General features: G+C 69.8%; 25 protein-coding genes. 5 read left to right on the forward strand and 20 right to left on the reverse strand.

The window, feature by feature from the left end; all coding sequences use genetic code 11:
• Positions 1–63 precede the first annotated feature (63 nt).
• From CFB35_RS18455 to CFB35_RS18475, 5 genes are all read right to left on the reverse strand, one after another.
• Positions 64–807 carry an SDR family NAD(P)-dependent oxidoreductase gene (locus tag CFB35_RS18455; RefSeq protein ID WP_059640558.1) on the reverse strand — a complete coding sequence of 248 codons (744 nt, stop codon included), beginning with the start codon at positions 805–807 and terminating at the stop codon, positions 64–66.
• 59 nt (positions 808–866) lie between these two features.
• On the reverse strand, positions 867–1,991 hold the full coding sequence (locus tag CFB35_RS18460) for an amidase (protein WP_089465403.1): 1,125 nt from the start codon (positions 1,989–1,991) through the stop codon (positions 867–869).
• 31 nt (positions 1,992–2,022) lie between these two features.
• A complete protein-coding gene (locus CFB35_RS18465; RefSeq protein WP_059580107.1) occupies positions 2,023–2,544 on the reverse strand; it encodes a nuclear transport factor 2 family protein in 522 nt (173 codons plus the stop codon).
• A gap of 8 nt (positions 2,545–2,552) precedes the next feature.
• Entirely contained in the window at positions 2,553–2,930 is a 378-nt protein-coding gene (locus CFB35_RS18470; protein ID WP_059580110.1) for a hypothetical protein, read from the reverse strand.
• A 101-nt stretch (positions 2,931–3,031) separates the two neighbouring features.
• A complete protein-coding gene (locus CFB35_RS18475) occupies positions 3,032–4,225 on the reverse strand; it encodes an acyl-CoA dehydrogenase family protein (protein ID WP_059640309.1) in 1,194 nt (397 codons plus the stop codon).
• Between the two features lie 153 nt (positions 4,226–4,378).
• Here CFB35_RS18475 and CFB35_RS18480 point away from each other — a divergent pair, with 153 nt between their 5' ends.
• Complete coding sequence (locus CFB35_RS18480) at positions 4,379–5,926, forward strand: sensor histidine kinase (RefSeq protein WP_089465404.1); 1,548 nt, start codon at positions 4,379–4,381, stop codon at positions 5,924–5,926.
• Positions 5,927–5,976: 50 nt separating this feature from the next.
• Here CFB35_RS18480 and CFB35_RS18485 read toward each other — a convergent pair whose 3' ends face one another.
• The 3 genes from CFB35_RS18485 to CFB35_RS18495 all read right to left on the reverse strand — a co-directional run bounded on the left by CFB35_RS18485 (position 5,977) and on the right by CFB35_RS18495 (position 8,212).
• Positions 5,977–6,363, reverse strand: a complete 387-nt coding sequence (locus CFB35_RS18485; RefSeq protein ID WP_059580117.1) for a tautomerase family protein — start codon at positions 6,361–6,363, stop codon at positions 5,977–5,979.
• Positions 6,364–6,428: 65 nt separating this feature from the next.
• Positions 6,429–6,932, reverse strand: coding sequence for an aromatic-ring-hydroxylating dioxygenase subunit beta (locus CFB35_RS18490; RefSeq protein WP_059640303.1), 504 nt, complete (start codon positions 6,930–6,932; stop codon positions 6,429–6,431).
• Entirely contained in the window at positions 6,929–8,212 is a 1,284-nt protein-coding gene (locus CFB35_RS18495; RefSeq protein ID WP_060967911.1) for a Rieske 2Fe-2S domain-containing protein, read from the reverse strand. The genes CFB35_RS18490 and CFB35_RS18495 overlap by 4 nt, the downstream gene beginning before the upstream one ends.
• Positions 8,213–8,352: 140 nt before the next feature.
• Between CFB35_RS18495 and CFB35_RS18500 the strand changes: the two genes are divergently transcribed.
• Complete coding sequence (locus CFB35_RS18500; protein WP_059580327.1) at positions 8,353–9,270, forward strand: LysR family transcriptional regulator; 918 nt, start codon at positions 8,353–8,355, stop codon at positions 9,268–9,270.
• Positions 9,271–9,391: 121 nt separating this feature from the next.
• Here CFB35_RS18500 and CFB35_RS18505 read toward each other — a convergent pair whose 3' ends face one another.
• Both CFB35_RS18505 and CFB35_RS18510 read right to left on the reverse strand, forming a co-directional pair.
• Positions 9,392–10,372, reverse strand: coding sequence for a PDR/VanB family oxidoreductase (locus CFB35_RS18505; RefSeq protein ID WP_089465405.1), 981 nt, complete (start codon positions 10,370–10,372; stop codon positions 9,392–9,394).
• Positions 10,373–10,585: 213 nt separating this feature from the next.
• Positions 10,586–11,989 carry an MFS transporter gene (locus tag CFB35_RS18510; RefSeq protein WP_089465406.1) on the reverse strand — a complete coding sequence of 468 codons (1,404 nt, stop codon included), beginning with the start codon at positions 11,987–11,989 and terminating at the stop codon, positions 10,586–10,588.
• A 410-nt stretch (positions 11,990–12,399) separates the two neighbouring features.
• On the opposite strand from CFB35_RS18510, the gene CFB35_RS18515 reads away from it, so the two are divergent.
• Entirely contained in the window at positions 12,400–13,518 is a 1,119-nt protein-coding gene (locus CFB35_RS18515) for a porin (RefSeq protein ID WP_089465407.1), read from the forward strand.
• Positions 13,519–13,562: 44 nt separating this feature from the next.
• On the opposite strand, the gene CFB35_RS18520 is transcribed toward CFB35_RS18515, so the two are convergent.
• Both CFB35_RS18520 and CFB35_RS18525 read right to left on the reverse strand, forming a co-directional pair.
• Complete coding sequence (locus CFB35_RS18520; RefSeq protein ID WP_059580133.1) at positions 13,563–14,600, reverse strand: LysR family transcriptional regulator; 1,038 nt, start codon at positions 14,598–14,600, stop codon at positions 13,563–13,565.
• Positions 14,597–15,571, reverse strand: coding sequence for an AraC family transcriptional regulator (locus CFB35_RS18525; protein ID WP_059580135.1), 975 nt, complete (start codon positions 15,569–15,571; stop codon positions 14,597–14,599). The genes CFB35_RS18520 and CFB35_RS18525 overlap by 4 nt, the downstream gene beginning before the upstream one ends.
• A gap of 149 nt (positions 15,572–15,720) precedes the next feature.
• On the opposite strand from CFB35_RS18525, the gene CFB35_RS18530 reads away from it, so the two are divergent.
• Both CFB35_RS18530 and CFB35_RS18535 read left to right on the forward strand, forming a co-directional pair.
• Positions 15,721–16,827 (forward strand): NAD/NADP-dependent octopine/nopaline dehydrogenase family protein, encoded by a 1,107-nt coding sequence (locus CFB35_RS18530; protein WP_059580138.1) that lies wholly within the window; start codon positions 15,721–15,723, stop codon positions 16,825–16,827.
• Positions 16,824–17,834, forward strand: coding sequence for a 3-hydroxybutyryl-CoA dehydrogenase (locus tag CFB35_RS18535; protein ID WP_089465408.1), 1,011 nt, complete (start codon positions 16,824–16,826; stop codon positions 17,832–17,834). Before CFB35_RS18530 ends, CFB35_RS18535 begins: the two co-directional genes overlap by 4 nt.
• Before the next feature lie 119 nt (positions 17,835–17,953).
• On the opposite strand, the gene CFB35_RS18540 is transcribed toward CFB35_RS18535, so the two are convergent.
• From CFB35_RS18540 to CFB35_RS18575, 8 genes are all read right to left on the reverse strand, one after another.
• A complete protein-coding gene (locus CFB35_RS18540; protein ID WP_089465409.1) occupies positions 17,954–19,291 on the reverse strand; it encodes an MFS transporter in 1,338 nt (445 codons plus the stop codon).
• Between the two features lie 169 nt (positions 19,292–19,460).
• Positions 19,461–20,507, reverse strand: a complete 1,047-nt coding sequence (locus CFB35_RS18545; RefSeq protein WP_089465410.1) for an ABC transporter substrate-binding protein — start codon at positions 20,505–20,507, stop codon at positions 19,461–19,463.
• Positions 20,504–21,655, reverse strand: coding sequence for an FAD-binding oxidoreductase (locus CFB35_RS18550; RefSeq protein WP_089465411.1), 1,152 nt, complete (start codon positions 21,653–21,655; stop codon positions 20,504–20,506). The genes CFB35_RS18545 and CFB35_RS18550 overlap by 4 nt, the downstream gene beginning before the upstream one ends.
• On the reverse strand, positions 21,648–23,090 hold the full coding sequence (locus tag CFB35_RS18555; protein ID WP_089465412.1) for an NAD(P)/FAD-dependent oxidoreductase: 1,443 nt from the start codon (positions 23,088–23,090) through the stop codon (positions 21,648–21,650). The genes CFB35_RS18550 and CFB35_RS18555 overlap by 8 nt, the downstream gene beginning before the upstream one ends.
• Complete coding sequence (locus CFB35_RS18560; RefSeq protein ID WP_059580162.1) at positions 23,087–23,434, reverse strand: (2Fe-2S)-binding protein; 348 nt, start codon at positions 23,432–23,434, stop codon at positions 23,087–23,089. The genes CFB35_RS18555 and CFB35_RS18560 overlap by 4 nt, the downstream gene beginning before the upstream one ends.
• Positions 23,434–24,228, reverse strand: coding sequence for an ABC transporter permease (locus tag CFB35_RS18565; protein ID WP_059580164.1), 795 nt, complete (start codon positions 24,226–24,228; stop codon positions 23,434–23,436). Before CFB35_RS18565 ends, CFB35_RS18560 begins: the two co-directional genes overlap by 1 nt.
• Positions 24,225–25,223 carry an ABC transporter permease gene (locus tag CFB35_RS18570; RefSeq protein ID WP_089465413.1) on the reverse strand — a complete coding sequence of 333 codons (999 nt, stop codon included), beginning with the start codon at positions 25,221–25,223 and terminating at the stop codon, positions 24,225–24,227. Before CFB35_RS18570 ends, CFB35_RS18565 begins: the two co-directional genes overlap by 4 nt.
• Entirely contained in the window at positions 25,224–26,306 is a 1,083-nt protein-coding gene (locus tag CFB35_RS18575) for an ABC transporter ATP-binding protein (protein ID WP_089465414.1), read from the reverse strand. It lies immediately after the preceding gene.
• Positions 26,307–26,489: the final 183 nt, after the last annotated feature.

The following is a 26,489-nucleotide window of genomic DNA, read 5'->3' on the forward strand; positions in this document are numbered from 1 at the left end:
CCACCCGCATCGTGCATCCCGCGCGGCACCGCACGGCGCCGCGCGCTCGATGCGTGCCGCCGCTCAACGCATGTACAGCCCGCCGTTGATGTCCCAGCATGCGCCGTTCGCGAAATGCGCGTCGCCCGACGCGAGCAATACGGCTGCATCCGCAACGAAAGCGGCCGACCCGAGCTTGCCGCCCGGCAGGCTCGCGAGCACCTGACGCAGCTTGTCGGGCGCGACGCTTTCGTACACGATCGGCAGGTCGAGCGGGCCCGGCGAGATCGCGTTGACGGTGACGCCCTGCGCGGCGAGATCGCGCGCGAACACCTTGGTCAGCGTCAGCGTGCCGCCTTTCGCGGCCGCATAGTGCGCGCCCGTGGCCGAGCCGCCGTTCTGCCCGGCGAGCGACGCGATGTTGACGATGCGGCCCGCGCCGCGCCGCGCGAAATACTGGCCGAACACCTGGCAGCCGAACAGCACGCTGCGCAGGTTCACGTCGATTACGTGGTCGAACTGCTCGGCCGTGATCTCCATCGCCGGCACGACCTTCGATGCGCCCGCGTTGTTGACGAGCACGTCGATCGCGCCCCAGCGCGCGACGAGCACATCGCGCGCCGCTTCGAAATCGCGTTTCGACGTGACGTCGAGCGGCAGCGCGATCGCGCGTTCGCCGCTCGGATCGAGCTCGCGCGCATGCGCATGAACGGCATCGGCCGCGATGTCGGCCAGCGCGACGCGGTAGCCGGCCGCATGGAAGCGTTCGGCGATGACGGCGCCGAGCCCGCGCGCGGCGCCGGTGACGAGGACGACTCGGTCTGACATGGTGGGGTGTTCCGTGGTTCGTGGGCGCACGCCGGTGAAGGCGGCCCCCGCATCGTGGTTCATGCGGCCAGCGCCGCTTCGAAGTGTGCCGCGATCGCGCAGACCCGTTCGTCCGCGCCCTTGCGCCCGACGATCTGCAAGCCGGCGTTCAATGGCGAACCGGCGAGCGGCAGCGGCAGGCTGAGCGCGGGATGGCCGCTCAGGTTGAACGGCCGGATCAGCGACGACATCGCGATCACCGATACGCCGTCGCGGGCCTGCTGCAGCGTGATCGGCAGCGCGGGCAGCGTCGGCAGCACCAGCACGTCCGCGTGTTCGAGCGCGGCATCGACCTGCGCGGCGAAGCGTGCGCGCACGGCCTCGGCTTCCTTCAATGCCGCAGGCGCGGTCGTTGCGGCCGCACGCAATCGTGCATCGAGATCGGCGCCGAGTTTGCCGGTCGCGACCAGATGGCCGAACGCGCGCGACGTTTCCGCGTTGATCACGGTGAGCCCCGCAGCGAACGCGGCCGGCATTGCATCGAGCACGACGGTGTGCGAGCGCAGGCCCGATGCGCGAACGGCCGCGTCGAGCGCGGCGGCGATCGCCGGATCGGCTTCCACGGCGAGTCGAGCGACCGTGCAGCCTTCAACGGAGGCCGTCGCCTGCGCACGATCGAAGCCCGGCGCGATCGCGGCCATCACTGCGACGAGCGTGCGGATGTCGCGGGCGAATGGCCCGACGCAATCGAGCGTGGTTTCCGCGGGCGCGACGCCGCGCCGCGACACACGGCCGAACGTGGGCTTGAGCCCGGCCACGCCGCAGCAGGCGGCCGGCCCGCGAATCGAGCCGCCGGTATCGGTGCCGAGCGCCGCATCGACAGTGCGCAGCCCGACGAGCGACGCGGAGCCGCTCGACGAGCCGCCCGGAATGCGCGAGGCGTCCTGCGGATTGACGGGTGTGCCCGTGTAGTCGTTGATGCCGGTCATGCCGAACGCGAGCTCGTGCATGTTCGCCTTGCCGGCGATCTGCCAGCCGGCGTCGAGCAGCAGGCGGACCACGTCCGCGTGGCGTACGGCGGGCGGCGCGTCGGCGAGCGCGCGGCTCGCCGCGCGGGTCGGATGGCCAGCGATATCGATCGTGTCCTTGATCGCGATCGTCGGGCCCGGGCCGCCGAGCGTGAAAGTGTCGATGAAGCCTGTCATGGTCGGTATCGTGCGAAAGCGGCGGGAAACATCAGGACCGTGGCGCGGCGGCGAGCGGCCACGGGCCGTCGAGCACGCGTTCGGTGCGGAAATGGCGGATCAGCCAGGCGGAGCCGCTGGCGGCCGGCGCGAAATCGACGGTCAGCCGCGCGGCGATCAGCTCGGCCGAGCCGTCCGCGTAGCGCGACGCCTGCAGCATGACCCAGCGGCCGCGTGCGCTTGCATGGCCGGCGCCGATCTCGATCGACTCCGACGTCAGGAAGTGCAGGTTCGCCGCGAAATGCGGATCGGGCGGCAGATAGCGGCCGAGCATCGCGACGATCGCGGCGGTGCCTTCGACGCGGCCGAATTTCCTTGCATACTGCAGGCCGATGCCTTCCCACACGGCGTCGGTCGTGAACAGTTCGGCCAGCGACGGGCCCGCGCCCGCATCGTCGGGTACGTCGCACAGCGCCATGTACCGCGTGATCGTCGCGCGCACCGCGCGCTCGGCGTCGAGCGCCGCGACGCGCCGCGCGAGCGCGTCGATCGCGGCGGGTGTCAGGTCGCTCATCGCGCGCCTCACGCCGCGGGCTTCGCGGCCGGCGGCACGCTCAGCGCGCGGCCGACGCGCGCCTCGATCTTGCCGTAGCGCCACAGGTTGTATTCGCCGACGGGCGTCGTGCGGTACAGGTTGCACACCGCGACCGCCGTGTCGAAATCGGCGACGTCGGCCATGATGTAGAACGTCCATGGCGCGCCGTCGGCCTGGCCGACCACGAGGCGGTCGTCGTCCATCACGCCGAGCACGCGCACGCCGGGCATCGCCTCGACGGCCGCGAGCATCGCGCCGTACGCCTGCCACACTTCGCCGATCCGCTCGCGCGGCAGGTCGAAGAAATTCTGCGACACGCCGCAGCAGAACAGCACGCGCAGCGGCAGCGGATTCGAATCGGACATATCGGGTTCTCCAGAGGAATCGGTTGGGTGCATGCTCCGGCCGGCGAGCGCGCTCCGGATCCGGTTTCATGCGTATGCATCGCGGTTTCGACCGATGCCGGTCACAGATAGCCGGGAAACGGCGTGACGCCGGTAAACACCGCGCCCGCGCCGTCGAAGTTGCCTTCGCCGAGAAACGCGTGCTGCGTGACGACCATCGCATCGCGCAGCAGCCGCTGCAACGGATGCGTGCGATAGATCGCCGCCGTGCCGCCGAGGCGGTATGCGCGTTCGACGACGCTCGCGCCTTCGCGCGCGATCTGCGTGGCCGCGAGCCGCAGCAGGCTGACCTGGTCGGGCGTCACCGGATTGCCGGCGAGGATCGATTGCCACACGGTATCGGTCGCGTCGTAGAAGAACGCGCGTGCCGAGCGCAGTTGCGCCTCGGCCTTCGCGAGCTCGATGCGGTAGTACGCGCGATCGGCGAGACGCGGCGCGCCGGTCGTCGTCTGGCGGCCGCCCGACATCCGGTTCACGACGTCGAGCGCCGCGCGCGCGAGGCCGAGATTGACGACGGCCAGCACCTGCGCCGCATACGCGACGGTCGGGTAGCGGTACAGCGGCTCGTCGACCGTCGCCTCGCCGCCGCGCACGAAGGTCCACGCCTCGGGCACGAAGCGGTCGTTCACGCGCAGGTCGTGGCTGCCGGTGCCCTGCATGCCGACCACGCTCCAGTTCTCGACGATCTCGACATCGGCGGCGCGGAACACGGCCGTGCGCGGCTTGTTGGGCGCCGCGTCCCGCGCGCCCGGCACGGCGATGCCGACGCCGAGCCAGTCGGCGCCCTTGCAGCCGCTCGCGAATTTCCACGTGCCGTTCACGCGCCAGCCGCCCGGAGCGTCCTGCGCGGGCTGCACCGGAAACAGGCCGCCCGCGAACACCTGATCGGGGCCGCTCGCGTACAGCTCGGCCTGCGTGTCGAGCGGCAGCGCGGCGAGGTAGACGTTCGCGGAGCCGAAGCTCGCGACCCACGCGGCCGAGCCGTCGGCGGTTGCGATCCGTTCGATCATGTCGAGGAACGCGGTCGGCGCGAGCGCGTCGCCGCCGAAGCGGCGCGGCGTGCCCGCGCGATAGATGCCGGCCTGCTTGAACAGCGCGATCACGTCGCGCGGCACGTGCGACAGCCGGTCGAATTCGTCGCGGCGGGCGGCGACGGTTTCGATCACCGCGTCGAGCGGCGACAACTGCCCGGCCGCGGGACGGGCCGCGGGCGGCGAAGGCGGCGCGGATTCGATGGCGAGGGCGGCTTGCGGCATGAAAGTCTCCTGGGGATGGGGCGATGTCGGGCATTCGCACGTGCGTGTCATATGCAAACAGACCCTAGTCTAGAAACGCCGAAAACACGCAGCAATTGGTGCGTTGGGCCGCCTGACTGGTGACGCTCCGTGCCGGCCTAAAGAAATCTTCAGATGCGATCGGCGCGCGCCGGTGCTATGTTGGGCTTCCGGCCGCGCGACGCCGCGCGCCTTGCTCTGAATCCGATCATGAGTTTTCCCGACGAAGACGATTTCCACCGGCTGCTCGACGCGCTGACCACGTGCGTGCTGCTGCACGACGCGCAGACCAAGGCGATCGTGTGGGCGAATCGCGCCGCGTGCATCGCGCTCGGTTTTTCCGTCGAGGAATTGCTGCCGCTGAAGGCGCCGGACATGACGCGCCCCGAGCCGAAGTACCGGCGCGAGATCGCGGTGAGCGCGTGGGATCGCGCGCTCGTCGACGGGCCGCAGGTGTACGAGTGGTGTTATCGATCGCGTACGGGCGTCGACATGCTGTCCGAGGCCACCGCGACCTACGTGCCGCTGCGCGGGCGCGACGTCGTGATGGTGCAGTTTCGCGACATCAGCGCGGAAGAGGCGGTGCGCCAGCAATTGCGCCGCTACGAGGCGCGGCTGCGCGAGTTCATGCAGGATCTCGACGAAGGGATCGCGGTCGTGACGCCGCACGGCGGCGTGCAGTTCATCAGCGAGTCGGGCCGCCGCGTGCTCGGGCTCGCGCCCGGCGAACCGCTCGGGGAGGTGCTCGACTACTGCGCCGAAGCCGATCGCGACCGGCTCGTCGCGCAGTTGCGCGATGCACCGTCGGCGCATCCGTCCGCGCCGCAGCGCTACCGGATCGTGCGGCGCGACGGCTCGGCATGCTGGCTGCGCATCCTGTGCCGGCAGGTCGAGATCGAAGGCGATCTCGACGGGCTGCTCGTGCAGTTCCGCGACGTGAGCGACGAAGTCGCGATCGAGGACGCGCGGCGCGCCGAGGCGCGGATGCTCGAATACGCGGGCCGTTACAACGCGATGGGCGAGATGGCGACCGTGATCGCGCACGAGTTGAGCCAGCCGCTCGCGGCCGTGCGCAATTTCATCGAAGGCGCGGTGCGACGGCTGAACGGCAACGGTGCCGTCGACGACGCGATCTGGGGGCTGCGCAGCGCGGACCGGCAGGCCGAGCACGCGGCGCTGATCATCAAGAGCGTGCGCGAGTTCATCGTGAAGCGCGAGCCGGTCGTCGCGCGGGCCGACCTGCGCGACATCCTCGCGGACGTCGCGTACTTCATCGAGCTGCGCGCGAAGGAAGCCGGCGTGACGGTCGCGATCGTGCAGGCCGACACACCGCTGCCGATCCGTTGCGAGCGCGTGCTGATCGGGCAGGTGATCCTGAATCTCGCGTTCAATGCGATCGAGGCATTCGCCAGTTGCGAGCGCGTGCCGCGCACGCTGACGCTCGGCACCGCGAACGTGGCCGGCCAGGCGGAGTTGCGTGCGATCGACAATGGCCCGGGCATCGAGGCCGGCGCGCACGAGCGGCTGTTCGACGGCTTCTCGTCGTCGAAGGCCGGCGGCAACGGGATCGGGTTGTCGCTGTGCAAGAGCATCGTCACGCGCCACGGCGGGCGGATCGCCGCGAGCGCGGCCGCGGGCGGCGGGCTCGACTGCCGCGTCACGTTGCCGCTCGCCGATGGTTGAGCGCAACCGCGGCGGCGCGTCGCGGCGGGGCGGCGGCACACGGCGCATCGTCAGCGCCCCAGCGCCCGCGCGGTCCGGCCGCCGATGCCGAAGCCGGTGTTCGGAATGTCCTTGATGATCACGCGCGTCGCCTGCAGCGGCGCGTCGAGCACGTTCGCGCCCGCGTCGGACAGCGCGGCGATCAGCGCGCGCTTCTGCTCGTCGGTGCGGCCGGCGATCAGGATCGCGACGATCACCGGCAGCGACGGCGGCGCGCCGTCCGCGGCGCTGCGGCCGCCGAGGCCGATATGCGTCGCGGGCAGTTCGGTGAGCAGCACGCGCACCGATTCGATCGGTGCGCCGATCGCGTCGACGGTCGCACCGGTCAGTCTCGCGATCAGCTCGGCCTTGCGCGCATCGTCATGGCCGGCCGGCAGGAAAACTTCGAGTGTGGGCATGATGGCTCGGAAAGGTGAAGGTGACCGGTTCACCTTTGCGCGTGCAGCGGTGAACCGGCCACGGCTTACAGCAGGAAGCCGATCGCGCTGAGCGCTTCGGTCGAGTCGATCAGGCGCACGACCTTCTCCGCGATCCGCATCTCGCCGTCGGCATCGACGTGCAGTTTGTGCGTGACGTCGGCCGCGAACAGCGTCGCGGCACCGCGCTTGTACGCGACGACGACCTGCGCCGATTTCAGCTCGACGGTGTCGGCGCTGCCGCTCTCCAGCGTGAAGCGCGACACGGTGCGCACCGTGCGCGCCGCGTCGGCGGCCGACGCCGAGTAACCGGACACCATCCGCTGCACGCGCTTCTCGCGCATGTCGTGGTCGTCGAACACGTAGTTCAGCGTCGCCGCGAAGTCGGTCGCGTCGGGATCGATCGGCACCACGTAGTGGCCGGCCGGATCCCACAGGTCGAGCCATGCGCGGTAGTCGCGACGGTCGAGCATCTCGGCTTCGCGCCACACGAATTCGACCGCGCGGGCGAAGGTCTGCTCGGAAAAGAGGGCGTTGCGGTCGTCCATCACTGTTGCTCCATCATTTTGCGCCACTGCTGGTAGGCCTCGCGCATGCCGGTTTCGTCGGTCGCGTGCGCGGTCTTTTCGCCGTTCGCGGCGGTAATTTCACGGTTCAGCCCGCGATTCACGAGGATCGGCACGTCGGGGCCCGCATGCGCGCCGCGCTGCACGCGCTCCCAGGCTTCCGCGTCGTCGGGGCTGCCGAAGCCGAACGGGCCCTGGAAGTGTTCGTGAATGCGCAGGCGCTCGCGGTTCGCTTCGTCGGGGCCGCCGTCCATCGCGAGCGCGACGTGGCGGATCTCGGTTTCGTTCGCGGAGATCGGCCGCAGCACGCGGAAGAACGCCATCGACAGCGCGAGGTTCGGGAACAGGTTCAGGTTGAAGCCGACGCCCATCAGCGAGCGCACGATGCGGCGCACTTCGTCCGGCGCGTGGCGCTCGGCGAGCTTCGCCGCGAGCGGCGCGAAGCGTTCGGGCAGCGGGGCGCCGTCGTCCGCGTCGAGATCGATCAGCTCGGGCATCAGCACCGCGAGGCTGTGGCCGTTGCCGAGCGCGCGGCAGAACGCGTCCTCGCTCGTCATGAAGCGCGTGATCGCGGCGGCCGTTTCGTCGTCGATCGACTTCATCCACGACTTGTGCACGACCGGGAAGTGGTAGAGGTCGGTGGTGTTCTCGAGCTGGATCTTCCAGTTGCCCTTGAACCTGAACTTGTGCTCGCCATTCGCCTTGATCGGGTAGCCGGCGCCCTGTTTCATGAACAGGTCGATCCACGGCTTCGCGCCGCCGAGGAAATCCTCGAGCGGCTCGATCGCGTCGTTGAAGCTCGCGAAGATCAACCCCTGGTACACGCCGACGCGCAGCTTCACGAGCGGCAGGTCGCCCTTGTCGCACACGCCTTCGTAGCCGTCGCCGTACGGCAGCGCGCGCAGCGTACCGTCGAGCGCGTACGACCAGCTGTGATACGGGCACGTGAAGCCCTTCGCGTTGCCCTTGTGCGCTTCGCACACGGTCGCGCCGCGATGGCGGCAGCGGTTCTGCAGCACGTTGATCTCGCCGGTCTTGTCGCGCACGACGATCACCGGCTGGCGGCCGATCGTCGTCGTGATGAAGTCGCCCGGGTTCGGCAGTTCGCTTTCGTGCGCGACCCAGATCCAGGTGCGGTAGAAGATGCGGTCGAGCTCGGCTTCGAACAGCGCGGGGTCGTGGTACATCGCGGGCGCGATGCGGTCGGGCTGCGCGAGACCGTGCAACGCGCGGGTGTCGATCGTCTGGTAGGCAATGTCGCTCATCGTCGTCGTGGGGAAAGAGTCGCGAAAATCGGGCCGCGCCGGGCGCAGCGTCCGGAGATCAGTCTCGTCTTCTGCTACATATCGGTCAAATTGATCTAAAATCGACGATCAAATAAATGCGGCAAATGATGGAGGTCACGATGACATCGGTCGATCATCTCGATCTGAACCTGTTGCGCGTATTCCAGGCGATCGTCGAGGAACGCAGCCTGACGAAGGCCGGCGAGCGGCTTGCGCTGTCGCAGCCGGCCGTCAGCTATTCGCTCGGCCGGCTGCGCACGCTGTTCGACGATCCGCTGTTCGTGCGCACGCGCGCCGGCATGCAGCCGACGCCGGTCGCGCTGGAACTCGCCGGCATCGTCGGCAAGGCGCTCGACATGGTGCGCGTCGCGCTGCGCTACGCGGAGCGCTTCGATCCGGCCACCAGCACGCGCACGTTCCGGCTGTCGCTGTCGGATGCGGGCGAGATGGCGTACCTGCCGGCGATCTGCCGGGCGCTGCGCGAGCGCGCGCCGCGCGTGACGCTCAGCGTGCAGCCGCTGCCGGTGGAGGAGATCGAGGAAGCGCTGCGCGCGAGCCGGCTCGACTTCGCGATCGGCAACTTGCCGGAGTTGATGCCGCGCACGCGCCACCAGGTGCTGTTCGAGGAAACCTACGTGTGCATGACGGGGCGCAGGCGCGGGCTGCCGACGGCCGCCGCGCTGAGTCTCGAGCAGTTCGTGCGCGCCGCGCACGTGAACGTGAAATCGGTCGAGCACAGCCACCACGCGCTCGACGATGCGTTGCGCGCGCAAGGCGTGGGCCGCAACATCGCGCTCGAGGTGCCGCACTTCGTTGCGCTGCCGAGCGTGCTGTCGGTCACCGATCTGTATGCGACGCTGCCGAAGCGGCTCGCGCGGATTCTCAACCGCGACAACGCGTTCCGGCTGTACGACCTGCCGGTCACGCTGCCGCCCGCGCCGGTGACGATGCACTGGCACGAGCATTTCCACGAGGACGAGGGCAACGCATGGATGCGCGCGCTGCTCGCGGAGATCGTCGAGCGTTTCGACGAATGACGATCGGGCGGTGCGAGATGGGCGGCGGCCGCGTGTCGCCGGCGCCGGCCTGTCCCGACCTGAAGCGCATCGGTGCGTCAGCCGATCGGCAGATCGCGATGCGCCAGCGCGCCCCCGCGCATCAGAGATCGAGCACGAGCACGGGCGAGCGCGCACGCGACACGCAGCAGCAGATCACCGTGTTGCTCGCGCGCTCGGCCTTGCTCAGGCAGTGATCGCGATGATCGGGTTCGCCGTCGAGCACCGGCACCATGCAGGTGCCGCACACGCCTTCGCCGCATGAGGTATCGACCTCGATGCCGATCTTCGCGAGTGCGTCGACGATCGACGTATCGGGTGCGACGCGCACCGATTGGCCGCTGCGTTGCAGGCGCACTTCGAAGCCGTCCGCCGCGGCGTCATCCGCGGCGGTGACGCCCGCCGACGGTTCCGCCGCGAAGCGTTCGAGATGAATCGCGTCTTCCGGAACGCGCGTGACCGCGGCGGCGACGACCGCATCCATGAACGGCCCGGGGCCGCACGTATAGACATGCGCGCTCAAGTCGATCGACTCCATGCAGCGGCCGAGTTCGGCCGCGAGCGCATCGGGCTCGACGCCGTAGTGGAACGTCACGTGCGATGCGAACGGCTCGGCCGACAATTCATCGACGAAGGCCGCGTGATCGCGGCTGCGCGCGAAGTAATGCAACCGGTAGCGTGCGCCGCGCCGGTTCAGCGCATACGCCATCGACAGCAGCGGCGTGATGCCGATGCCGGCCGCGACCAACACGTGCTCGCTCGCGGCATCGGTCAAGCGAAACAGGTTGCGCGGCGCGCCGATCGACAATTCGGCGCCGACGCTTACGTCGTCGTGCAGCGAGCGCGAGCCGCCGCGCGAGTGCGTTTCCTTCTTCACCGCGAACAGGTAGCTGCGGCGCTCGTCGGGGTTGCCGCACAGCGAGTATTGCCGCGTGATGCCGGACGGCGCGGTGACGTCGATATGGGCGCCCGGTTCGTACGCGTCGAACGGCTCGCCGTCGACGCGCGAGATCCGGAAACAGCGGATGTCCTGCGCCGCGTCGATCAGCGCGTCGATCCGGACCTGGTGGCGGTTCGCTTGCATGGGAAATTCCGTGGGTAGAGAAAAGCGGCGCGGCCGAGCCCGCGCCGGCATGCAATCGAGAATAGGGATGGGCCTCGCATAAATCAAATCGATTAAAAATCGATGTTGGAATAAGCGGGATGGATGATGGTGGGCGTGCCGATTGTCGCCGGTCGGCGTGGCGGCGCTCGCGCGGCCGGTACACCGACCACGCGATCGGTGAACCGCGCGGCTTCAGCGAGCGGCGATGGCGTTGCCGCCGTCGACGGCCGCGTCAGCCGAAGCCGATGCCGCTGCATGACCGCGTTCGCGTTCGAGGCTGCGGCGATAGTGGCGGCACCCTGCGGCGAGCAGCAGCGCGGCCAGCGTGGCCGCCGCGACGTTGACGATCGACATCGAATGGCCGACCGCGGCCGGCGCGCCGAACACGCGATCGGTGAATAGCGCGACGACGGTCGTGCCGATCCCGAGCGCGATCAGGTTCGACACGAGCAGGAACAGCGCGGAGATCTGCGCGCGCATCTGGTTCGGCGCGAGCGTCTGCATCGCGGCGGTCGACGTCGGCATCGGGAACGATGCGAAGAACATCGCGACGACCAGCATCGCGAGCGACGCGGGCAGGCTGTCGAGCTGCGTGAACAGCGTCGCGGGAATCACCATGCACGCGGCGCCGATCGCGCCGGCACGCATCGGCGCATCGCTTCGGCCGCGCCGCAGCAGCCAGTCGTTGAGCCAGCCGCCGCAGAACACGCCGGCCGTGTTCGCGGCCAGCAGCACGATGCCGAGCGTGTAGCCGGCTTCGACGGCCGTCATCCCGAAGTGGCGGATATAGAACGCGGGCGTCCAGCTCAGCAGGCAGTACAGCGTCATCGCATAGAACGAGAAGCCGAGGTAGTGACATGCGAAGGTCGCGCGATGCGCGCCGACGAAGCGCAGCGAATCGCGCATCGACACGCGCCGCACGGCGCCCGAGCGATCCTGCGCGAGCCCCTTGCGCTGCGGATCGCGCACGGTCGCGGCGAACAGCAGCGCAACGAGGATCCCCGGCAGCCCGACGATCAGGAACGTGACCTGCCAGGCATGCACCTGCCCGACGATCGGCAGCGTGAACGCGCTCGCATGCTTGAGCAGCGCGATCACGTAGCCGCCGATCAGGAACGCGATGCCGCCGCCGATGAACGAGCCGAGCGAATACACGGCGATCGCGCGGCCGAGCTTCTCCTTCGGGAAGTAGTCGGCGAGCATCGAATACGCGCCGGGCGACAGCGCGGCCTCGCCGACACCGACGCCCATCCGCGCGACGAACATCTGCACGAAATGCTGGCTGAGCCCGCATGCGGCGGTCGCGACGCTCCACAGCGCGATGCCGAGCGAGATGATGCGCGGGCGCGCATAGCGGTCGGCGAGATACGCGACGGGCAGCCCCATCACCGCATAGAACAGCGAAAACGCGAAGCCGTTGAGCAGGCTGAACTGCGTATCGGACAGGTGCAGGTCGCGCTTGATCGGTTCGATCATCAGCACGAGGACCTGGCGGTCGACGAACGAAAAGATGTACGCGAGCATGCAGATGACGACGACATACCATTCGTACGTATAGCGCTTGCCGTCGGCAGCGCGGGCCGTGGATGCGGACATGCGGGTTCTCCAGGAGCGGGCGGTGGAAACGCGCGGCATCGGCCTCGCGGGCCGGGCGCCGTCGCGGCGCGAACGCGTGCGGGTGACACGATCGGTGACGCAGCGTAGTCGGCCAAATTCGGCCGCCATAGCCGGAGTGACAGCCGCGCCACACGGACATTTACCGACGCGGATAAAGAAAACACCGAGGCCTTGCGCGCGAGCCGCCCCGCAGCGTACGTGCGACGGGGCGCGCGCGCATCATGCGGCGCGTCTATAAGCGTTATAGAGCCCATTGCGTCGACGTCCGAAATTGTCGTTCCTAGACTCGGCCGGGTTTTGATCGGCGGCGTTCGCGTCTCAAGGCGAACGCGCTTCACACCGCGCGGCGCGATGCCGACAGGCGCCGCAACTTCTACGGGACGACGCAGATGAACCAACCGAACGGGCGGGCCGACCGGCTTGCCGTACTGCTTGCCGCGCTGCTCGCGTGCATGACGCTGCCGGCCGCCGCGCAATCGAGCATGACGCTCTACGGCCGCATCGACACCGCGATCGAATACGCGAACGCCGGGCCGAACCACGTGACACGCATGGGCAGCGGCAACCTGTGGGCGTCGCAGTGGGGGCTGAAAGGTGTCGAGGATCTCGGCGGCGGCTACGCGACGATCTTCAAGCTCGAGGACGGCTTCAACGCGGCGAACGGTGCGTTGTCGAACAGCAGCGCGCTGTTCGGCCGCGAAGCGTGGGTCGGCATCACGGGGCCGTTCGGCGGCGTGCAGTTCGGCGAGCTCTACACGATCCTGCATACGACGCTCGTCACGTACAGCCTGCCCGGCCTCGGCGCGGGGCTCGCCTGGGGCAACGCGACCAACAACTTCGTCGGGCCCGCGTTCCTGCGCGTGCGCAACTCGATGCGCTACACGTCGCCGCGCTACGCGGGCTTCATGCTGCGCGCGATGGCCGCGCGCGGCGCCAATGGCGCGGCCGGGCAGCCGGCGACGCTCGGCGATACGTACGGCGCGGGCATCAACTACGTGCGCGGCGGGCTGTCGGTCGACGTCGACTACATGCAGCAGAAGTTCAGCCCGGTAGCCGCATCGACGCTCGGCAACACGAGCCCGGCCGCGAACGGCAACTACACGCTCGGCGCGATTTCGTACGACTTCAACGTCGTGAAGGTGGCCGCGCTGTATATGCGCCATCGCGGCGGCCCCGATGTGGCGACTGCGGTCGACAGCCAGAGCGCGTATCCGCACAGCGACATCATGGAGCTCAGCGCGACGGTGCCGATCGGACGCGCGTCGCTGCTGCTGAGCGTCGGCCATTACCGGAAGGTCGCCGACAGCGACGGCAACGCCGATTCGTACGGCATCCGCTTCGACTATCCGCTGTCGAAGCGCACGGTGCTGTACACGGGCGCCGCGATGGTGCGCAACGGCGCGCATGCGCGCTTCGTCGTCAACGGCGCGGCGGGCGGCGGCGTCGCGGTCGCGAAGCCGGGTGCGACCGCGAGCGCGCTCGTCGCGGGCATCCTCACGTCGTTCTGAGCGTTTTGGCGGACCCGCGCCCTGGTGCGGGCCCGCTCGCGCCGCTACGCGCAGGCGGGCGGGTGCGGCGCGAGCCATGCGTCGAACGGCGCCTGCTCGCCGATATTGAACAGTTCGAGCAGCAGCGCGCGCAGCCAGCGATGGCCGGGGTCCGCGTCGAAGCGGCGATGCCAGTACGCGTTGACGGCCCACTCGCCGGCGCCGGCGACTTCGTACAGCACGCACGGCTGGCGCGCCGCGAACGTGATCGCGATCGTCTCCGGCAGGATCAGCGCATAGTCGCCGCCTTGCAGTAATGCCGGCACCACCATGAAATCGGGCAGCGCCGCGCGCACGCGCGGCATCAGTTCGTGCCGTTCGAGCAATTGCATCGATTGCGGATGCGACGTGATCGCGACGAAGCGAAGCGCGTCGGGCGCCGCGCCGTCGAGCACGAAATCGTCGGGCAGGCCGACGCGCCGGGCGGTGCGGCGCGGCATCAGCAGCACGCAGCGCTCGTGCAGCAGCGCGGTGCGCTGGAAATGGCTCGACGCATCGGCGAAATGCCCGAGCGCGAAGTCGATGCGCCCCGATTCGAGTGCGACGTTGAGCTGGCATTCGTCGACGTGCAGCGTCTCGATCACGGCGCCCGGCGCGCGCCGGTCGAACGCGGCGAGCAGCGTCGGCAGGAACGCGCTCGCCGCGAAATCGCTCATGTGCAGGCGGAACACGCGCTGCGTGCTGTCGGGCGCGAAGCGCGAGCCTTCGTCGAGCACGTCCTGCAGGATCGCGAGCGCCTTGTCGACCGAGATCGCGAGCCGTTGCGCGCGCGGGGTCGGCTCGACGCCGGTGCCGGTGCGCACGAACAGCGCGTCGCGGAACATCAGCCGCAGCCGGCCGAGCGCGTGGCTGACGGACGGCTGCGTGACGCCGAGCCGCAGCGCCGCGCGGCCGACGTTCCGCTCTTCATACACCGCGCGAAACGTCTTCAACAGGTTGAGATCGAGATCCTGCACGCGCAGGCCGTCGGGCGAGTCGCCGTCGTGCGGCGCGGCTTCGGGGCGGGCGGGGGCCGTCGCGCGGCCGGGAGTGGAGAGCGTCAACGTGTCTGCCTCGCGGTGACGGAAGGCGCGTGGCCGTAACGCCGCGCATACGCCTTCGCGAAATGGCCGAAGCCATGGATGCCGTGCGCGATCAGCACGTCGGTCACGCTGCGCGCGTCGCCGCGTTGCAGCGCCGCGTGCACGGCGGCGAGCCGGCGCTCGCGTACGTACGCGGCCGGCGTGGTGTGCAGGAACGCGCGGAACGCATGCTGCAGCGTGCGCGGCGCGACGCCCGCGACGGCCGCCAGCACGGCGAGCGCGAGCGGTTCGCCGAGGTGCGCATCGACGTGATCGCACGCGCGCCGCACGTGCGCGGGCAGCGGTGGCGTGCCGCGCAGCAGCGCGTCGCTGTACGCGTGCGGCAGGTGCGTGAGCAGCAGCGACATCAGCCACGCGGTGAGGTCCGCGCCGACCACCGGCGACGCCGTGCCGATGCGCGGCTGCGCGCCGAGCCGGCACAGGTATTCGAAGGTCGACAGCACGAGCGCGGCGCCCGCGCCCGCGCCGCTCGTCGCGAGGTCGAATTGCAGCGGCCGCGTGAGCGGCGCGCGCAGCATGTCCTGCAACTTGCGTTCGAGCGCGCCGCGTTCGAGCCGCAGCACGAGATTGCGGCAATCGCGGCTCGTGCGCAGGCGGCTCGCGAGCGCGGGCGACGACACGGTCAGCGCGCCGGGGCCGGCGCGCGCGACGACGCTGCCGGCCTGCAGTTCGCACGCGCCCGCGAGCGTCAGCCGGAACAGGAAGTGATCGGCGTCGTCGCCGAAATCGATGCGCGTTTCACGGCCGTAGCAGAGTTCGAGCAGCGCGCCGTGATGCAGCGGCACCTCGTACAGCTCCGCATGAAACGGATCGCGGCCGGACGCGGCCATCCGATGCGGCCCGAGACGATGCGCGACCGCGCGTTCGACTTCGTCGGGCGCCTGCAGCGTGCCGAGCCGGTTCGGCGCATGACGGGAAAGGGCGATGTCCATTCCTAGACCTCGAAGCGGAGGCGGGCGTGCAGCGTCGTGCACGGCGCCGCGATTGCGTTGCGCGAACGGGCGCGTCGTTGCGCGTTTTGAAGCGACGCAGCGCAGGCGGCCGCGTAGTCTCGGACAGACTCGATCACCGGGAGAAAACGATGAAGGTATGTGTTCTGGGCGGCGGCCACGGCTGCCATGCGGCGGCCATCGACCTGCTCGAAAAAGGCCACGACGTGACGTGGTGGCGGCGCGACCGCGCGCCGCATGCGCGGCTGCACGAGCTCGGCGTGCTGAACGTCACCGACTATCGCGGCAAGCGCACGGTGCCGCTCGGCGACGCGCCCGGCGCGATTCGCCTGACCGACGATCTCGCCGCCGCGTTGAGCGGCGCGCGGCTCGTCGTGGTGCCGCTGCCGGCCACGTCGCACGACGCGCTCGCCGCGCAGGTCGCGCCGCTGCTGGAGGACGGCCAGGTCGTGTTTTTGCCGCCCGGCACGTTCGGCAGCGTCGTGTTCGCCCGCGCGGCGGCCGACGCCGGCAATCGTGCGCGCGTCGCGTTCGCCGAAACGGGCACGCTGCCGTACCTCGTGCGCAAGCATGGCGACAACGACGTCGTGATCAGCGCGTACGCGACGCGCCTGCCGACCGGCGTGTGGCCGGCGAACGCGGCCGGCTGGGCGTTCGACGTGCTGCGTGCGGGCTATCCGTCGGTCGAGGCGGTCGAGGATGCGTTGTCCGGCGCGCTGATGAACGCGGGCCCGGTGATCCATCCGCCGCTGATCCTGATGAACGCCGGGCCGCTCGAACACTTCGACGCGTGGGACATCCACAACGAAGGCACGCAGCCGTCGATCCGCCGCGTGACGAACGCGCTCGACGCCGAACGTATCGCGGTGCGCGAAGCGCTCGGCTACCGCGCGCCGCATTTTCCGCTCGCCGATCACTACGCGACCGAAGGCGACGAGTGGATGTACGGGCGCGGCGCGCACGGCAAGCTGACCGATAGCGGCGACTGGCGCGAGAAGATCGATCTGCGCACGCATCGCTACATGCTCGAGGACACCCGGCTCGGGCTGTCGTTCATCGTGTCGTGCGGGCGTTGGGCCGGCGTGCCGACGCCCGTCGCGCAGGGACTGCTGGGCATCGCGAGCGCGGTGGCGGTGCGGGACCTGTACGCGGAAGGCCGCACGCTGGAACGGCTCGGGCTCGCGACGCTGTCACGCGACGCGCTGCGCGTGCTGCTCGGCGCGGGGTACACGGCATGAAGGCGGCCGCGGAAGTGACGCGCATCCACGTGCTCGGCGCGGGGCGCATGGGGCAGGGCATCGCGCTCGTGTTCGCGTTCGCGGGCCTCGACGTGACGCTGATCGACTTCAAGCCGCGCGATGCGGCCGGCCGTCGCGCATTCGACGATCGCACGCGTGACGAGATCGCCCGGCCGCTGCATGCGCAGGTCGCGCTGGGCCGCATCGATGCCGCACAGGCGGATGCCGTCGTCGCGCGCATCGCGATCGTCGCGCGGGACGGCGCGGCCGACGCGGTGCGCGATGCCGATATCGTGTTCGAAGCGCTGCCCGAAGTGCTCGATGCCAAGGCGGACGCGCTGCGCTGGCTCGGCGAACACGTCGATGCGCACGCAACGATCGCGTCCACCACGTCGACGTTCATCGTCACCGAATTGCAGCGCTACGTCGCGCACCCGGCGCGGATGCTGAACGCACACTGGCTCAATCCCGCGCTGCTGATGCCGCTCGTCGAGGTTAGCCGCAGCGATGTAACGGATCGGTCCGTCGTCGACGCGCTCGCGGCGCTGCTCGAACGCGTGGGCAAGAAGCCGGTGATCTGCGGGCCGGCGCCCGGCTATATCGTGCCGCGCATCCAGGCGCTCGCGATGAACGAGGCCGCACGGATGGTCGAGGAAGGCGTCGCAAGCGCGGAGGATATCGACACGGCCATCCGCACCGGCTTCGGCCCGCGATTCGCGGTGCTCGGGCTGCTCGAATTCATCGACTGGGGCGGCTGCGACATCCTGTATTACGCGTCGACGTACCTGGCCGGCGAGATCGGGCCGCGCTTCGCGCCGGCCGCGAGCGTCGTGCGCAACATGGAAGCCGGCCGCGACGGCGTGCGCACGGGCGCCGGCTTCCACGACTATGCGAACGTGGATGTGCCCGCGTACATGCGCCGGCGGCTCGGCGAATTCGCGCGGCTGCTCGACCATCTCGGGCTCGTGCCGACGTTCGACAGCGCGCGGCGCGGCCGGGACGCGTAGCCTCGACGTTGCGGCTGCGTGCGCTTGCGGCGCCGCGCCAGCGCGCACGTGGCGCCGTGAACCGGTGCGCCAATCGTTTACCGGCAACGCGGGTGCGGCGGCCGGCGCGGGCCGCGCGCTCATGCCGCGTCGCCGCGCGTGCCGGGCGCCGGTACGGCACGCGTCTCGCGCATCACGCACAGCGTCGCGACGGTCACGAGGCCGAGCGCGACGAGGAACAGCGATACGGGCCACGACGCGTGATAGCGCGCGAGCAGCGCGGTCGCGATCAGCGGCGACATCCCGCCCGCGAAGATCGACGCGACTTCATGGCCGAGCGCGACGCCGGAGTAACGCACTTCGGTGCTGAACAGCTCGCCGACGAGCGCGGGTAGCGTGCCGATCATCGCACCGTGACTCACCGCCGTGCCGACCGTCAGCGCGAGCCACACGAGCGGCGTCACGCGCGTATCGAGCAGCCAGAAGAACGGAAACGCGCACGCGATCAGGCTCAGCGCACCGATCAGGTACACGGGCTTGCGGCCGATCCGGTCGGACAGGCGACCCCACGCGAGCATCGCGCCCATCTCGACGATCATCGCGATCATCACGCCGGTCAGCATCGTGCCGTTCGGAATCCCGACGTACTTGCCGTAGACGAGCGAGAACGCGAGGAAGATGTACGCGCCGCCGTTCTCGGCCACGCGCAGCCCCATCGCGAGCAGGATTTCCCTCGGATGGCGGCGGATGCACTCGACGATCGGCAAATGCGTGCGCGCACCGCGCTTGCCGGCCTGCTCGAAGTCGCGGCTTTCCGGCAGATGGCGGCGGATATAGATGCCGATCGCGAAGATCGCGATGCTCGCGAGGAACGGCAGCCGCCAGCCCCACGTGCGGAACATGTCGTCCGGCAGCGCCTGCGCGGCGAGAAACGCGGCCGACGACAGCACGAAGCCGCCGCCCACGCCGAGCTGGCTCCACGCCGCGTAATAGCCGCGCTGCTCGGGCGGCGCGTTCTCGCTGATCATCAGCACGCCGCCGCCCCATTCGCCGCCGGACGCGATGCCCTGCAGCAGCCGCAGCACGACGAGCGCGGCCGGCGCCCACAGGCCGACCTGCGCGTAGGTCGGCAGCAGGCCGATCGCGAAGGTCGATGCGCCCATGATCAGCAGCGTCCACACGAGCGACGCCTTGCGTCCGTAACGATCGCCGACGTGGCCGAACACGATTCCGCCGAGCGGCCTCGCGACGAAACCGAGCGCGAATGCGGCGAACGCGGCGAGGCTGCCGGCCAGTGGCGATGCGCCGGGCGGAAAGAACACGTGGCCGAACACCAGCGCTGCGGCCGTGCCGTAGACGAAAAAGTCATACCATTCCATCGCGTTGCCGGCGACGGAGGCGATGACGATCCGGCGTAGCTGCCGGTCGGCGAGCGGCCGGGCGGCGCTCGGGGATTGCACGGTGTCGGTCGGGTACATGGCGGACTCTGAAGGGGAGGCGGGCGCGTGCCGTCTTTTGCAGCACTGCGGGCTAGTGTTGTCGGCCCCGCCGGCCCCGGTCAAATCCGCAGAAAAAGGGGGGTGTCATCACTCCGGTTGATGATGGTCGCCGCGCCCGTTGCTGCGTGCCACGCGCGCGGCGGGGCCCTCAACGCTCGATCTGCCGATTCCACCGCGTATCCCACTGCGCACGGCGTGCGTTGATCGCGGTCCAGTCGACCACCGTCACCTTGCGCACCAGATCGTCGACGTTGCCGAGGCTTTGCTGCATCGTGGCAGGCATCTTCGCGAGACGGTTGGTCGGAATCTGCTTGCCGGCCTCGGCCGCCTTCGTCTGCGCGGGCGCGGACAGCAAAAACTGCGCGAGCTTCTGCGCGAGTTGCGGATCGGGATTGTTCGCGACCACGCACAGGTCGACGAGCAGCAGCACCGGGCCTTCCTTCGGATTCGCATACGCAACGGGGATGCCCTTGTCCTGCAGGTCGCCGACGCCGGTCGGCGTCAGCGGGAACAGGCCGGCTTCGCCCGTCTGTACCATCTCCGAGATCTTCGCCGAGTTCGGGATGTATTCGACGACGTTCGGCCCGACCGTGCTCGCCCACTTGCTGAAGCCCGGCTCGACGTTCTGTTCGTTACCGCCGAGCAGCCGGTTGATCGCGAGGAAGCAGTGCAGCCCGAACGTGCTGCTCGACGCCGACTGGAACACGACCTTGCCCTTGTATTTCGGATCGGCGAAATCCATCCACGACGTCGGCGGCGCCCAGCCTTTCTCGGCGAACAGCTTCTTGTTGTACGCGATGCCGGTCATCCCGAGCTGCACGCCCGCGCCGACGTCGTCCTTCATCCGCGCGAACGGGTACAACTCCTTCAATACCGGCGAATCGTCGAGTTTCTGGCATACGCCGAGGCTCACCGCGCGCGCCATCACACCGTCGTCGAGGAACGCGACGTGGATCTGCGGCTTGTTGCGGTTCGCGAGCAGCTTCGCGAGCACGTCCGACGACGTGCCGGGCACGATCACCACCTTCACGTTGTTGGCCTTCTCGAAGTCGGGCAGCACCTGGCTCGTATAGGCCTTTTCCATCGGCCCGCCGTTCATGCCGACGTAGATCGTCTTCGTTTGCGCGCACGCGGGCGCGCCGGCGCCTGCGATGCAAAGGGCGGCGGCCGCCGCGATCGTGCCGAGCAGTTTCATTTTTGGATCTCCTCTTGACGGAAAGGGGCGGTCGGCGCGGCTTGCGGGAAGAAGCGGCCGATCGAGAATGCATCGAGTGGCGTGACGGTTTCGCCGGTGGTGACGAGATCGGCGAGTACCTCGCCGACACCCGGCGCGAGCAGGAAGCCGCCGCCTGAAAAGCCGAATGCATGCAGCAGGTGCGGCGTCGTGCGGCTCGCGCCGATGATCGGGTTGTGGTCGGGCGTGCAGCCTTCGACGCCGCTCCACGTGCGGATCAGCAGCGCGTCGCGCAGCGCGGGCAGCAGCGCGCACGCGTCGCGCATCACCGCGCGCGTCGTATCGACCGACGGCTGGCCGAATTCGCCGTCGCCGCGGCCGCGGCCGCCGCCGATCACGCAGTTGCCGCGCGCGACCTGGCGCGCGTACACGCCGCCGCCGTACACGCCGAGGTTGTGCGCGATGAACGGCGGCAGCGGTTCGGTCACCCACATGTTCGGGTAGATCGGCTCCATCGGCACGGCTTCGCCGAAGCGCTCGGCGATCGTGTTCGCCCATGCGCCGGCCGAATTGATCAGCCATGTCGCCGTGTGCGCGCGGCCGCCGGCCTGCACATGAAAGCGCGTGCCGTCGTGGTGAACCTCGTCGACCGGGGTGTGCTCGAACACGTTCGCGCCCGCCGCGCGAGCCGCGCGCGCGAACGCGGGCGACACGAGGCGCGGGTTCGCATGGCCGTCGGTCTCGCACAGCGAGCCGCCGAGCGCCGCGCGGCCGAGCCACGGGTAGCGGCGGCGGAACGCGTCGCCGCGCATCACCTGCAGCGGCAAGCCGTGTTCGCCGGCGAGCGCGGCGTACGCGTCGAGCGCGTCGAGATCGGCGTCGCTGCGCGCAAGCCGCAAGTGGCCGGACACGACGAATTCGCCGTCGATGCCGATCAGTTCGGGCAGGCGATCCCAGATACGCCGCGCGCGCAGCGCGAGCGGCAATTGCTCGGCCGGGCGGCCCTGGCAGCGCACCCCGCCGTAGTTCACGCCGCTCGCCTGCGCACCGCAGTCGCGCCGCTCGAACAGCCCGACGCGCAAGCCGCGTCGCGTGAGCGCGAGTGCGGCCGACGCGCCGACGAGGCCGCCGCCGACGATCGCGACGTCGTAATGTCGACGCTCACTCATCGCGCGCCTCGTCGGGAATCGCCGCGACGTCGTCGCCCGCGAGCGCGGCCGAGATCGGGAACGGCTTCACCGGCGGTTGCGCACGCAACCGGCCGACGTCGGCGAGCGGAAGGCCGGTTTCGGCGGCCAGCACGAGCGCGGCCGCGTCGCCGCACATGCGGCCCTGGCAGCGGCCCATGCCGACGCGCGTCAGCGCTTTGAGCCGGTTCATTTCGGTCGCTGCGCCCGCGCGAATGCAGCGGCGCAGCGTGCCCGCGTCGACTTCCTCGCAGCGGCACACGATCGTGTCGTCGGGGCAGCGCGCGGCTTGGTCGGCCGGCGGCGCGAATGCCGCTTCGAGGCCCACGCGGAACGAGCCGATGCGTGCGAGCGTGCGGTCGAGCGCCGCCGTGTCGGGTTTGCCGGACGGCGAGCGAGATGCGATGCCGGCATCGTCGAGCAACGCGAGCGCCGCGCGCCGGCCCGATGCTTCGGCCGCGTCGGCGCCCGCGATGCCCGCGCCGTCGCCGGCGACGTAGATACCGCGCACCGACGTGCGCCCGGCCGCGTCGCGCTCCGGCAGCCATGCGCGATTGAGCGGGTCGAAGCCGAACCGGCAGCCGGCCAGATCGGCGAGCTGCGTTTCGGAACGCAGGCCGAAGCCGAGGCCGAGCGCATCGCAGTCGAGCACGCGCGGCGACGCGGTGCGCTCGTCGTCGCCTGCGGCGCGCCATGCGAGCCCCGTCACGTGTCGGGCGCCGAGCACGCGCTCGAGCGTGACGCCCGTTTCGATCGTGACGCCGTGCGCGCGCAGCCAGCCGATGGTGTAGAGCCCCTTCGCGAAGATCGACGGCATGCGCAGCAGCGCGGGCGCGGCGGCGGCCTGGCGGCGCAGCGGGCTCGTATCGAGCACGGCCGCGACCTGCGCGCCGGCCTTCGCATACTGGTAAGCGACGAGGTAAAGCAGCGGCCCCGTGCCCGCGAAAACGATGCGCCGGCCGATCGCGCAGCCCTGCGCCTTCAGCGCGACCTGTGCGCCGCCGAGCGTATAGACGCCCGCGAGCGTCCAGCCCGGCACGGGCAGCACGCGGTCGGTGGCGCCGCTCGCGACGATCAGGTGCGCGTACGGCACCGTCACTTCACGGCCGTCCTGCAGCGTGTCGACGCGGCCCGCGCCGCATGACCACGCCAGTGTGTTCGGCCGGTAGTCGACGTGCGGCAGCAACGCGGCCATCGTCCGGTGCAGCGCGTCGGCCTTCGCGGCCTCGAAGCCGTATAGCGTGCGCTTGTCGCGCGCGAACGCGGCGCCGGCCGGCGGTTGACGATAGATCTGTCCGCCCCAGCGCGCGTTCTCGTCGATCACGACCGGCCGCAGTCCCGCGTCGACCAGTGCCTCGGCCGCGCGCACGCCGGCCGGCCCCGCGCCGACGATCACCGGCTGCAGCGCGGCGTTCATGCTGCGTCTCCGGCTGCGATCGGCCGGGCGATCGTGAGAATCCGCATGCCTTCGACGATCGGCGTCGAGCATGCGCGCACGCGTGCGCCGGCTTCGGTGCGCACCCAGCAGTCCTGGCACGCGCCGATCAGGCAGAAGCCCGCGCGCGGCTGCCCGCTGAATTCGCTGATGCGCACGCGACGCTGCGCGACCAGAATCGCGGTGAGCACGGTGTCGCCGGCGAGCGCCTGCGCAGGACGGCCGTCGAGCGTGAACGCGACGGACGCGCGCTCGCGTTCGGCGACGCGCACGAACTGCGCGCCGTCGTCCGCGATGTCGTTGGTACGGGAAACGGGAGTCGTCATCAATGTTGGCCGATCAGGATGCGGTTCAGGCCGTACACGCGATCGAGCAGCAGCATCGCGCCGGCGGTGATGAAGATGACGAGCGCCGACACCGACGCCATCATCGGGTCGATCGATTCGGTCGCGTACATGTACATGCGCACGGGCAGCGTGACCGTCTGCGGCGACGTGACGAAGATCGACATCGTCAGCTCGTCGAAGCTGTTGATGAACGCGAGCAGCCAGCCGCCCGTGATGCCGGGCACGATCATCGGCAGCGTGATGCGGCGGAAGGTCGTCCACGGGTCCGCGCCGAGCGAGCATGCGGCCTGCTCGATGCTGCGGTCGAGGCCCGCGACGGACGCGAGCACGAGCCGCATCACGAACGGCGTGATGACGATCATGTGCGCGAGCACGAGCCATGCGAACGAACCGGTCGCGCCGATCAGCGCGAAAAAGCGCAGCAGCGCGATGCCGAGCACGAGGCCGGGAATCACGAGCGGCGACAGCAGCAGCCCGTTCAGGAACGCGCGGCCCGGAAACGTCGCGCGGCCGATCGCGAGGCCGGCCGGCAACGCGATCGCGAGCGACAGCGTCGCCGACGCGAACGCGAGCTTCACGCTGTTGAGGAACGCGGTGACGAAGTCGGGATAGTCGAGGATCGCGCGGAACCAGCGCAGCGACACGCCGCGGGTCGGCAGCGTCAGCGTTTCGTCGGGCGTGAACGCGACGAGCACGACGATCACGAGCGGCGCGAGCACGAACAGGATCACGAGCGTGTGGAACGCCAGCGCAAAGGGGCCGTTCTTTCTCATCGGGAGGCGCCTCCGAGGCTGCGCGCGTAGCGGCGTTCGAGCACGCGGTAGTAGGTGAGCATCACGGCGAGGTTCGCCGCGAGCAGCAGCACCGCGATCGTCGCGCCGAGCGGCCAGTTCAGCGAGCCGAGGAATTCGTCGTAGACGGCCGTGGCCGCGACCTTCAGGCGGCGCCCGCCGAGCAGGCCCGGAATCGCGAACGCGCTCGCCGACAGCCCGAACACCATCAGGCTGCCCGACAGCACGCCGGGCATCAGTTGCGGCACGACGATGCGGCGCAGCGTCGTGAACGGCGACGCGCCGAGCGACAGCGCCGCGTGCTCCGTCTGCGGATCGAGCCGCTGCAGCGCGGTCCACACCGGAATCACCATGAACGGCAGCATCACGTGCACCAGCGCGATCACGATCGCGAAGGTCGTGTATTCGAGCTTGTACGGCCCGAGGCCGACGAGCGCGAGCGCCTGGTTCACGAGCCCGCTCGTGTTCAGCAGCATGCTCCAGCCGAACGCGCGCACGACCACCGACACGAGCAGCGGCGCGAGGATCGCGAGCAGGAACAGCGAGCGCCACGGGTCGCGCATTTTCGACAGCACGTACGCTTCGGGCGTGCCGATCGCGACGCAGATCGCGGTGGTCAGCGCGGCAATGCCGAACGTGCGCGCGAAGATCGTGTGGAAGTACGACGAGCCGAGCACTTCCGCGTAGTTGCCGAACTGGAACGCGGCGATCGGGCCGGTGGCCGGGTCGAAGCGGTAGAACGTCAGCACGAATGTCATCGCGAGCGGCACGAGCACGAGCGCGGCGAACAGCGCGAAGGCAGGCGCGCACATCAGCCACAGCGGCGCATGCGCGCGCCAGCTCGCGCGCAGCGCGGCGGCGGCGCCGGCACGGGGCGTCACCGCGTCCGCCGCGGCCGTGGCGGCCACGGTCGCGCCCGATTGCGCGACCCCGGCCGGTGCGCCTTCAGTCGAGAGCGGGCGGGAAGGCTGTCGCATTCAGGCCTCCCGGCGCATCACGCGCACCGCGTCGCTGTGCCAGTCGATGCCGACCGGCGCGCCTTCCGCGAGCGGCTCCGCGCCTTCGTTCTGGCAGCACACGAGCACCTCGCCGAGCGCGCTGTCGACGCGGTACAGCCACTGGCTGCCGAGGAAGAAGCGGCTCGTGACGGTCGCCGCGAAGCGGCCGGCCTCGGGCGCGCACAGCCGCAGCTTTTCGGGGCGGATGCAGACCGATACCGCGTCGCCCACGCGCACGTCGCGCTCGCGCGGGGGCAGATGCGCGGTGCGGCCCGTCTCGGCGAGATCGTGCCCGAGGTCGATGCGGATCGCGTCGCCGTCGTGCGCGACGATCGTGCCGGGCAGCAGGTTCGCCTTGCCGATGAATTGCGACACGAAATGATTTTCGGGGCGCTCGTATGCGCGATACGGGGTATCGGTCTGCGTGATGCGGCCGGCTTCCATCACGACCACGCGGTCGCTGATCGACAGCGCTTCCGACTGATCGTGCGTGACCATGATCGTCGTCGTGCCGATCTTGCGCTGGATCGCGCGCAGCTCGAACTGCATGTCCTCGCGCAGCTTCGCGTCGAGATTCGACATCGGTTCGTCGAGCAGCAGCACGGGCGGCTCGATCACGACCGCGCGCGCGATCGCCACGCGCTGCCGCTGGCCGCCGGACAATTCGCGCGGAAAGCGGTGCGCGAGCGCGTCGAGCCGCACGAGCGCCAGCGCCGCGCGAATGCGCTCCGCGCGCTCGGCCTTGTCGATGCCGCGCATGTCGAGGCCGAAGCCGACGTTCTCCGCGACGCTCATGTGTGGAAACAGCGCATAGCTCTGGAACACGATGCCGAGCCCGCGGCGGTTCGGCTTCAGGTGCGTGATGTCCTGCCCGTCGAGCGCGATGCGGCCGCGCGTGACGTCGACGAAGCCGGCGATCATCTGCAGCGTGGTGGTCTTGCCGCAGCCGGACGGCCCGAGCAGCGACACGAATTCGCCTTGCTCGACCGACAGGTTGACGTCCGCGACGGCGGTGAGCTCGCCGAAGGTTTTCGTCAGATCCGTAAGCGTGAGAAACGACATGGAGAGCTCCGGGTTCGCACACCGCATGGCCGGTGCGCCGATGACGCGGACTCTAGCCAGCCATATTTCGGCGCGTCAATTTCGAATTCTGCTGAACGGGAGGAATTTCGGAAAAATTCCATTGACCGGAACGAATCGGAAAATCGCCTGCGAATCGTTCCGTTGGATGACGGGCGGCCGATC

It is taken from the genome of Burkholderia sp. AU16482 (assembly GCF_002223285.1).
Lineage (GTDB): Bacteria > Pseudomonadota > Gammaproteobacteria > Burkholderiales > Burkholderiaceae > Burkholderia > Burkholderia semiarida.

Coding starts and splice junctions, on each gene's coding strand:
- CFB35_RS18455 (WP_059640558.1), bottom strand. CDS start 807: ATGTCAGACCGAGTCGTCCTCGTCACCGGCGCCGCGCGCGGGCTCGGC.
- CFB35_RS18460 (WP_089465403.1), bottom strand. CDS start 1,991: ATGACAGGCTTCATCGACACTTTCACGCTCGGCGGCCCGGGCCCGACG.
- CFB35_RS18465 (WP_059580107.1), bottom strand. CDS start 2,544: ATGAGCGACCTGACACCCGCCGCGATCGACGCGCTCGCGCGGCGCGTC.
- CFB35_RS18470 (WP_059580110.1), bottom strand. CDS start 2,930: ATGTCCGATTCGAATCCGCTGCCGCTGCGCGTGCTGTTCTGCTGCGGC.
- CFB35_RS18475 (WP_059640309.1), bottom strand. CDS start 4,225: ATGCCGCAAGCCGCCCTCGCCATCGAATCCGCGCCGCCTTCGCCGCCC.
- CFB35_RS18480 (WP_089465404.1), top strand. CDS start 4,379: ATGCGATCGGCGCGCGCCGGTGCTATGTTGGGCTTCCGGCCGCGCGAC.
- CFB35_RS18485 (WP_059580117.1), bottom strand. CDS start 6,363: ATGCCCACACTCGAAGTTTTCCTGCCGGCCGGCCATGACGATGCGCGC.
- CFB35_RS18495 (WP_060967911.1), bottom strand. CDS start 8,212: ATGAGCGACATTGCCTACCAGACGATCGACACCCGCGCGTTGCACGGT.
- CFB35_RS18500 (WP_059580327.1), top strand. CDS start 8,353: ATGACATCGGTCGATCATCTCGATCTGAACCTGTTGCGCGTATTCCAG.
- CFB35_RS18505 (WP_089465405.1), bottom strand. CDS start 10,372: ATGCAAGCGAACCGCCACCAGGTCCGGATCGACGCGCTGATCGACGCG.
- CFB35_RS18510 (WP_089465406.1), bottom strand. CDS start 11,989: ATGTCCGCATCCACGGCCCGCGCTGCCGACGGCAAGCGCTATACGTAC.
- CFB35_RS18515 (WP_089465407.1), top strand. CDS start 12,400: ATGAACCAACCGAACGGGCGGGCCGACCGGCTTGCCGTACTGCTTGCC.
- CFB35_RS18525 (WP_059580135.1), bottom strand. CDS start 15,571: ATGGACATCGCCCTTTCCCGTCATGCGCCGAACCGGCTCGGCACGCTG.
- CFB35_RS18530 (WP_059580138.1), top strand. CDS start 15,721: ATGAAGGTATGTGTTCTGGGCGGCGGCCACGGCTGCCATGCGGCGGCC.
- CFB35_RS18535 (WP_089465408.1), top strand. CDS start 16,824: ATGAAGGCGGCCGCGGAAGTGACGCGCATCCACGTGCTCGGCGCGGGG.
- CFB35_RS18540 (WP_089465409.1), bottom strand. CDS start 19,291: ATGTACCCGACCGACACCGTGCAATCCCCGAGCGCCGCCCGGCCGCTC.
- CFB35_RS18545 (WP_089465410.1), bottom strand. CDS start 20,507: ATGAAACTGCTCGGCACGATCGCGGCGGCCGCCGCCCTTTGCATCGCA.
- CFB35_RS18550 (WP_089465411.1), bottom strand. CDS start 21,655: ATGAGTGAGCGTCGACATTACGACGTCGCGATCGTCGGCGGCGGCCTC.
- CFB35_RS18555 (WP_089465412.1), bottom strand. CDS start 23,090: ATGAACGCCGCGCTGCAGCCGGTGATCGTCGGCGCGGGGCCGGCCGGC.
- CFB35_RS18560 (WP_059580162.1), bottom strand. CDS start 23,434: ATGACGACTCCCGTTTCCCGTACCAACGACATCGCGGACGACGGCGCG.
- CFB35_RS18565 (WP_059580164.1), bottom strand. CDS start 24,228: ATGAGAAAGAACGGCCCCTTTGCGCTGGCGTTCCACACGCTCGTGATC.
- CFB35_RS18570 (WP_089465413.1), bottom strand. CDS start 25,223: ATGCGACAGCCTTCCCGCCCGCTCTCGACTGAAGGCGCACCGGCCGGG.
- CFB35_RS18575 (WP_089465414.1), bottom strand. CDS start 26,306: ATGTCGTTTCTCACGCTTACGGATCTGACGAAAACCTTCGGCGAGCTC.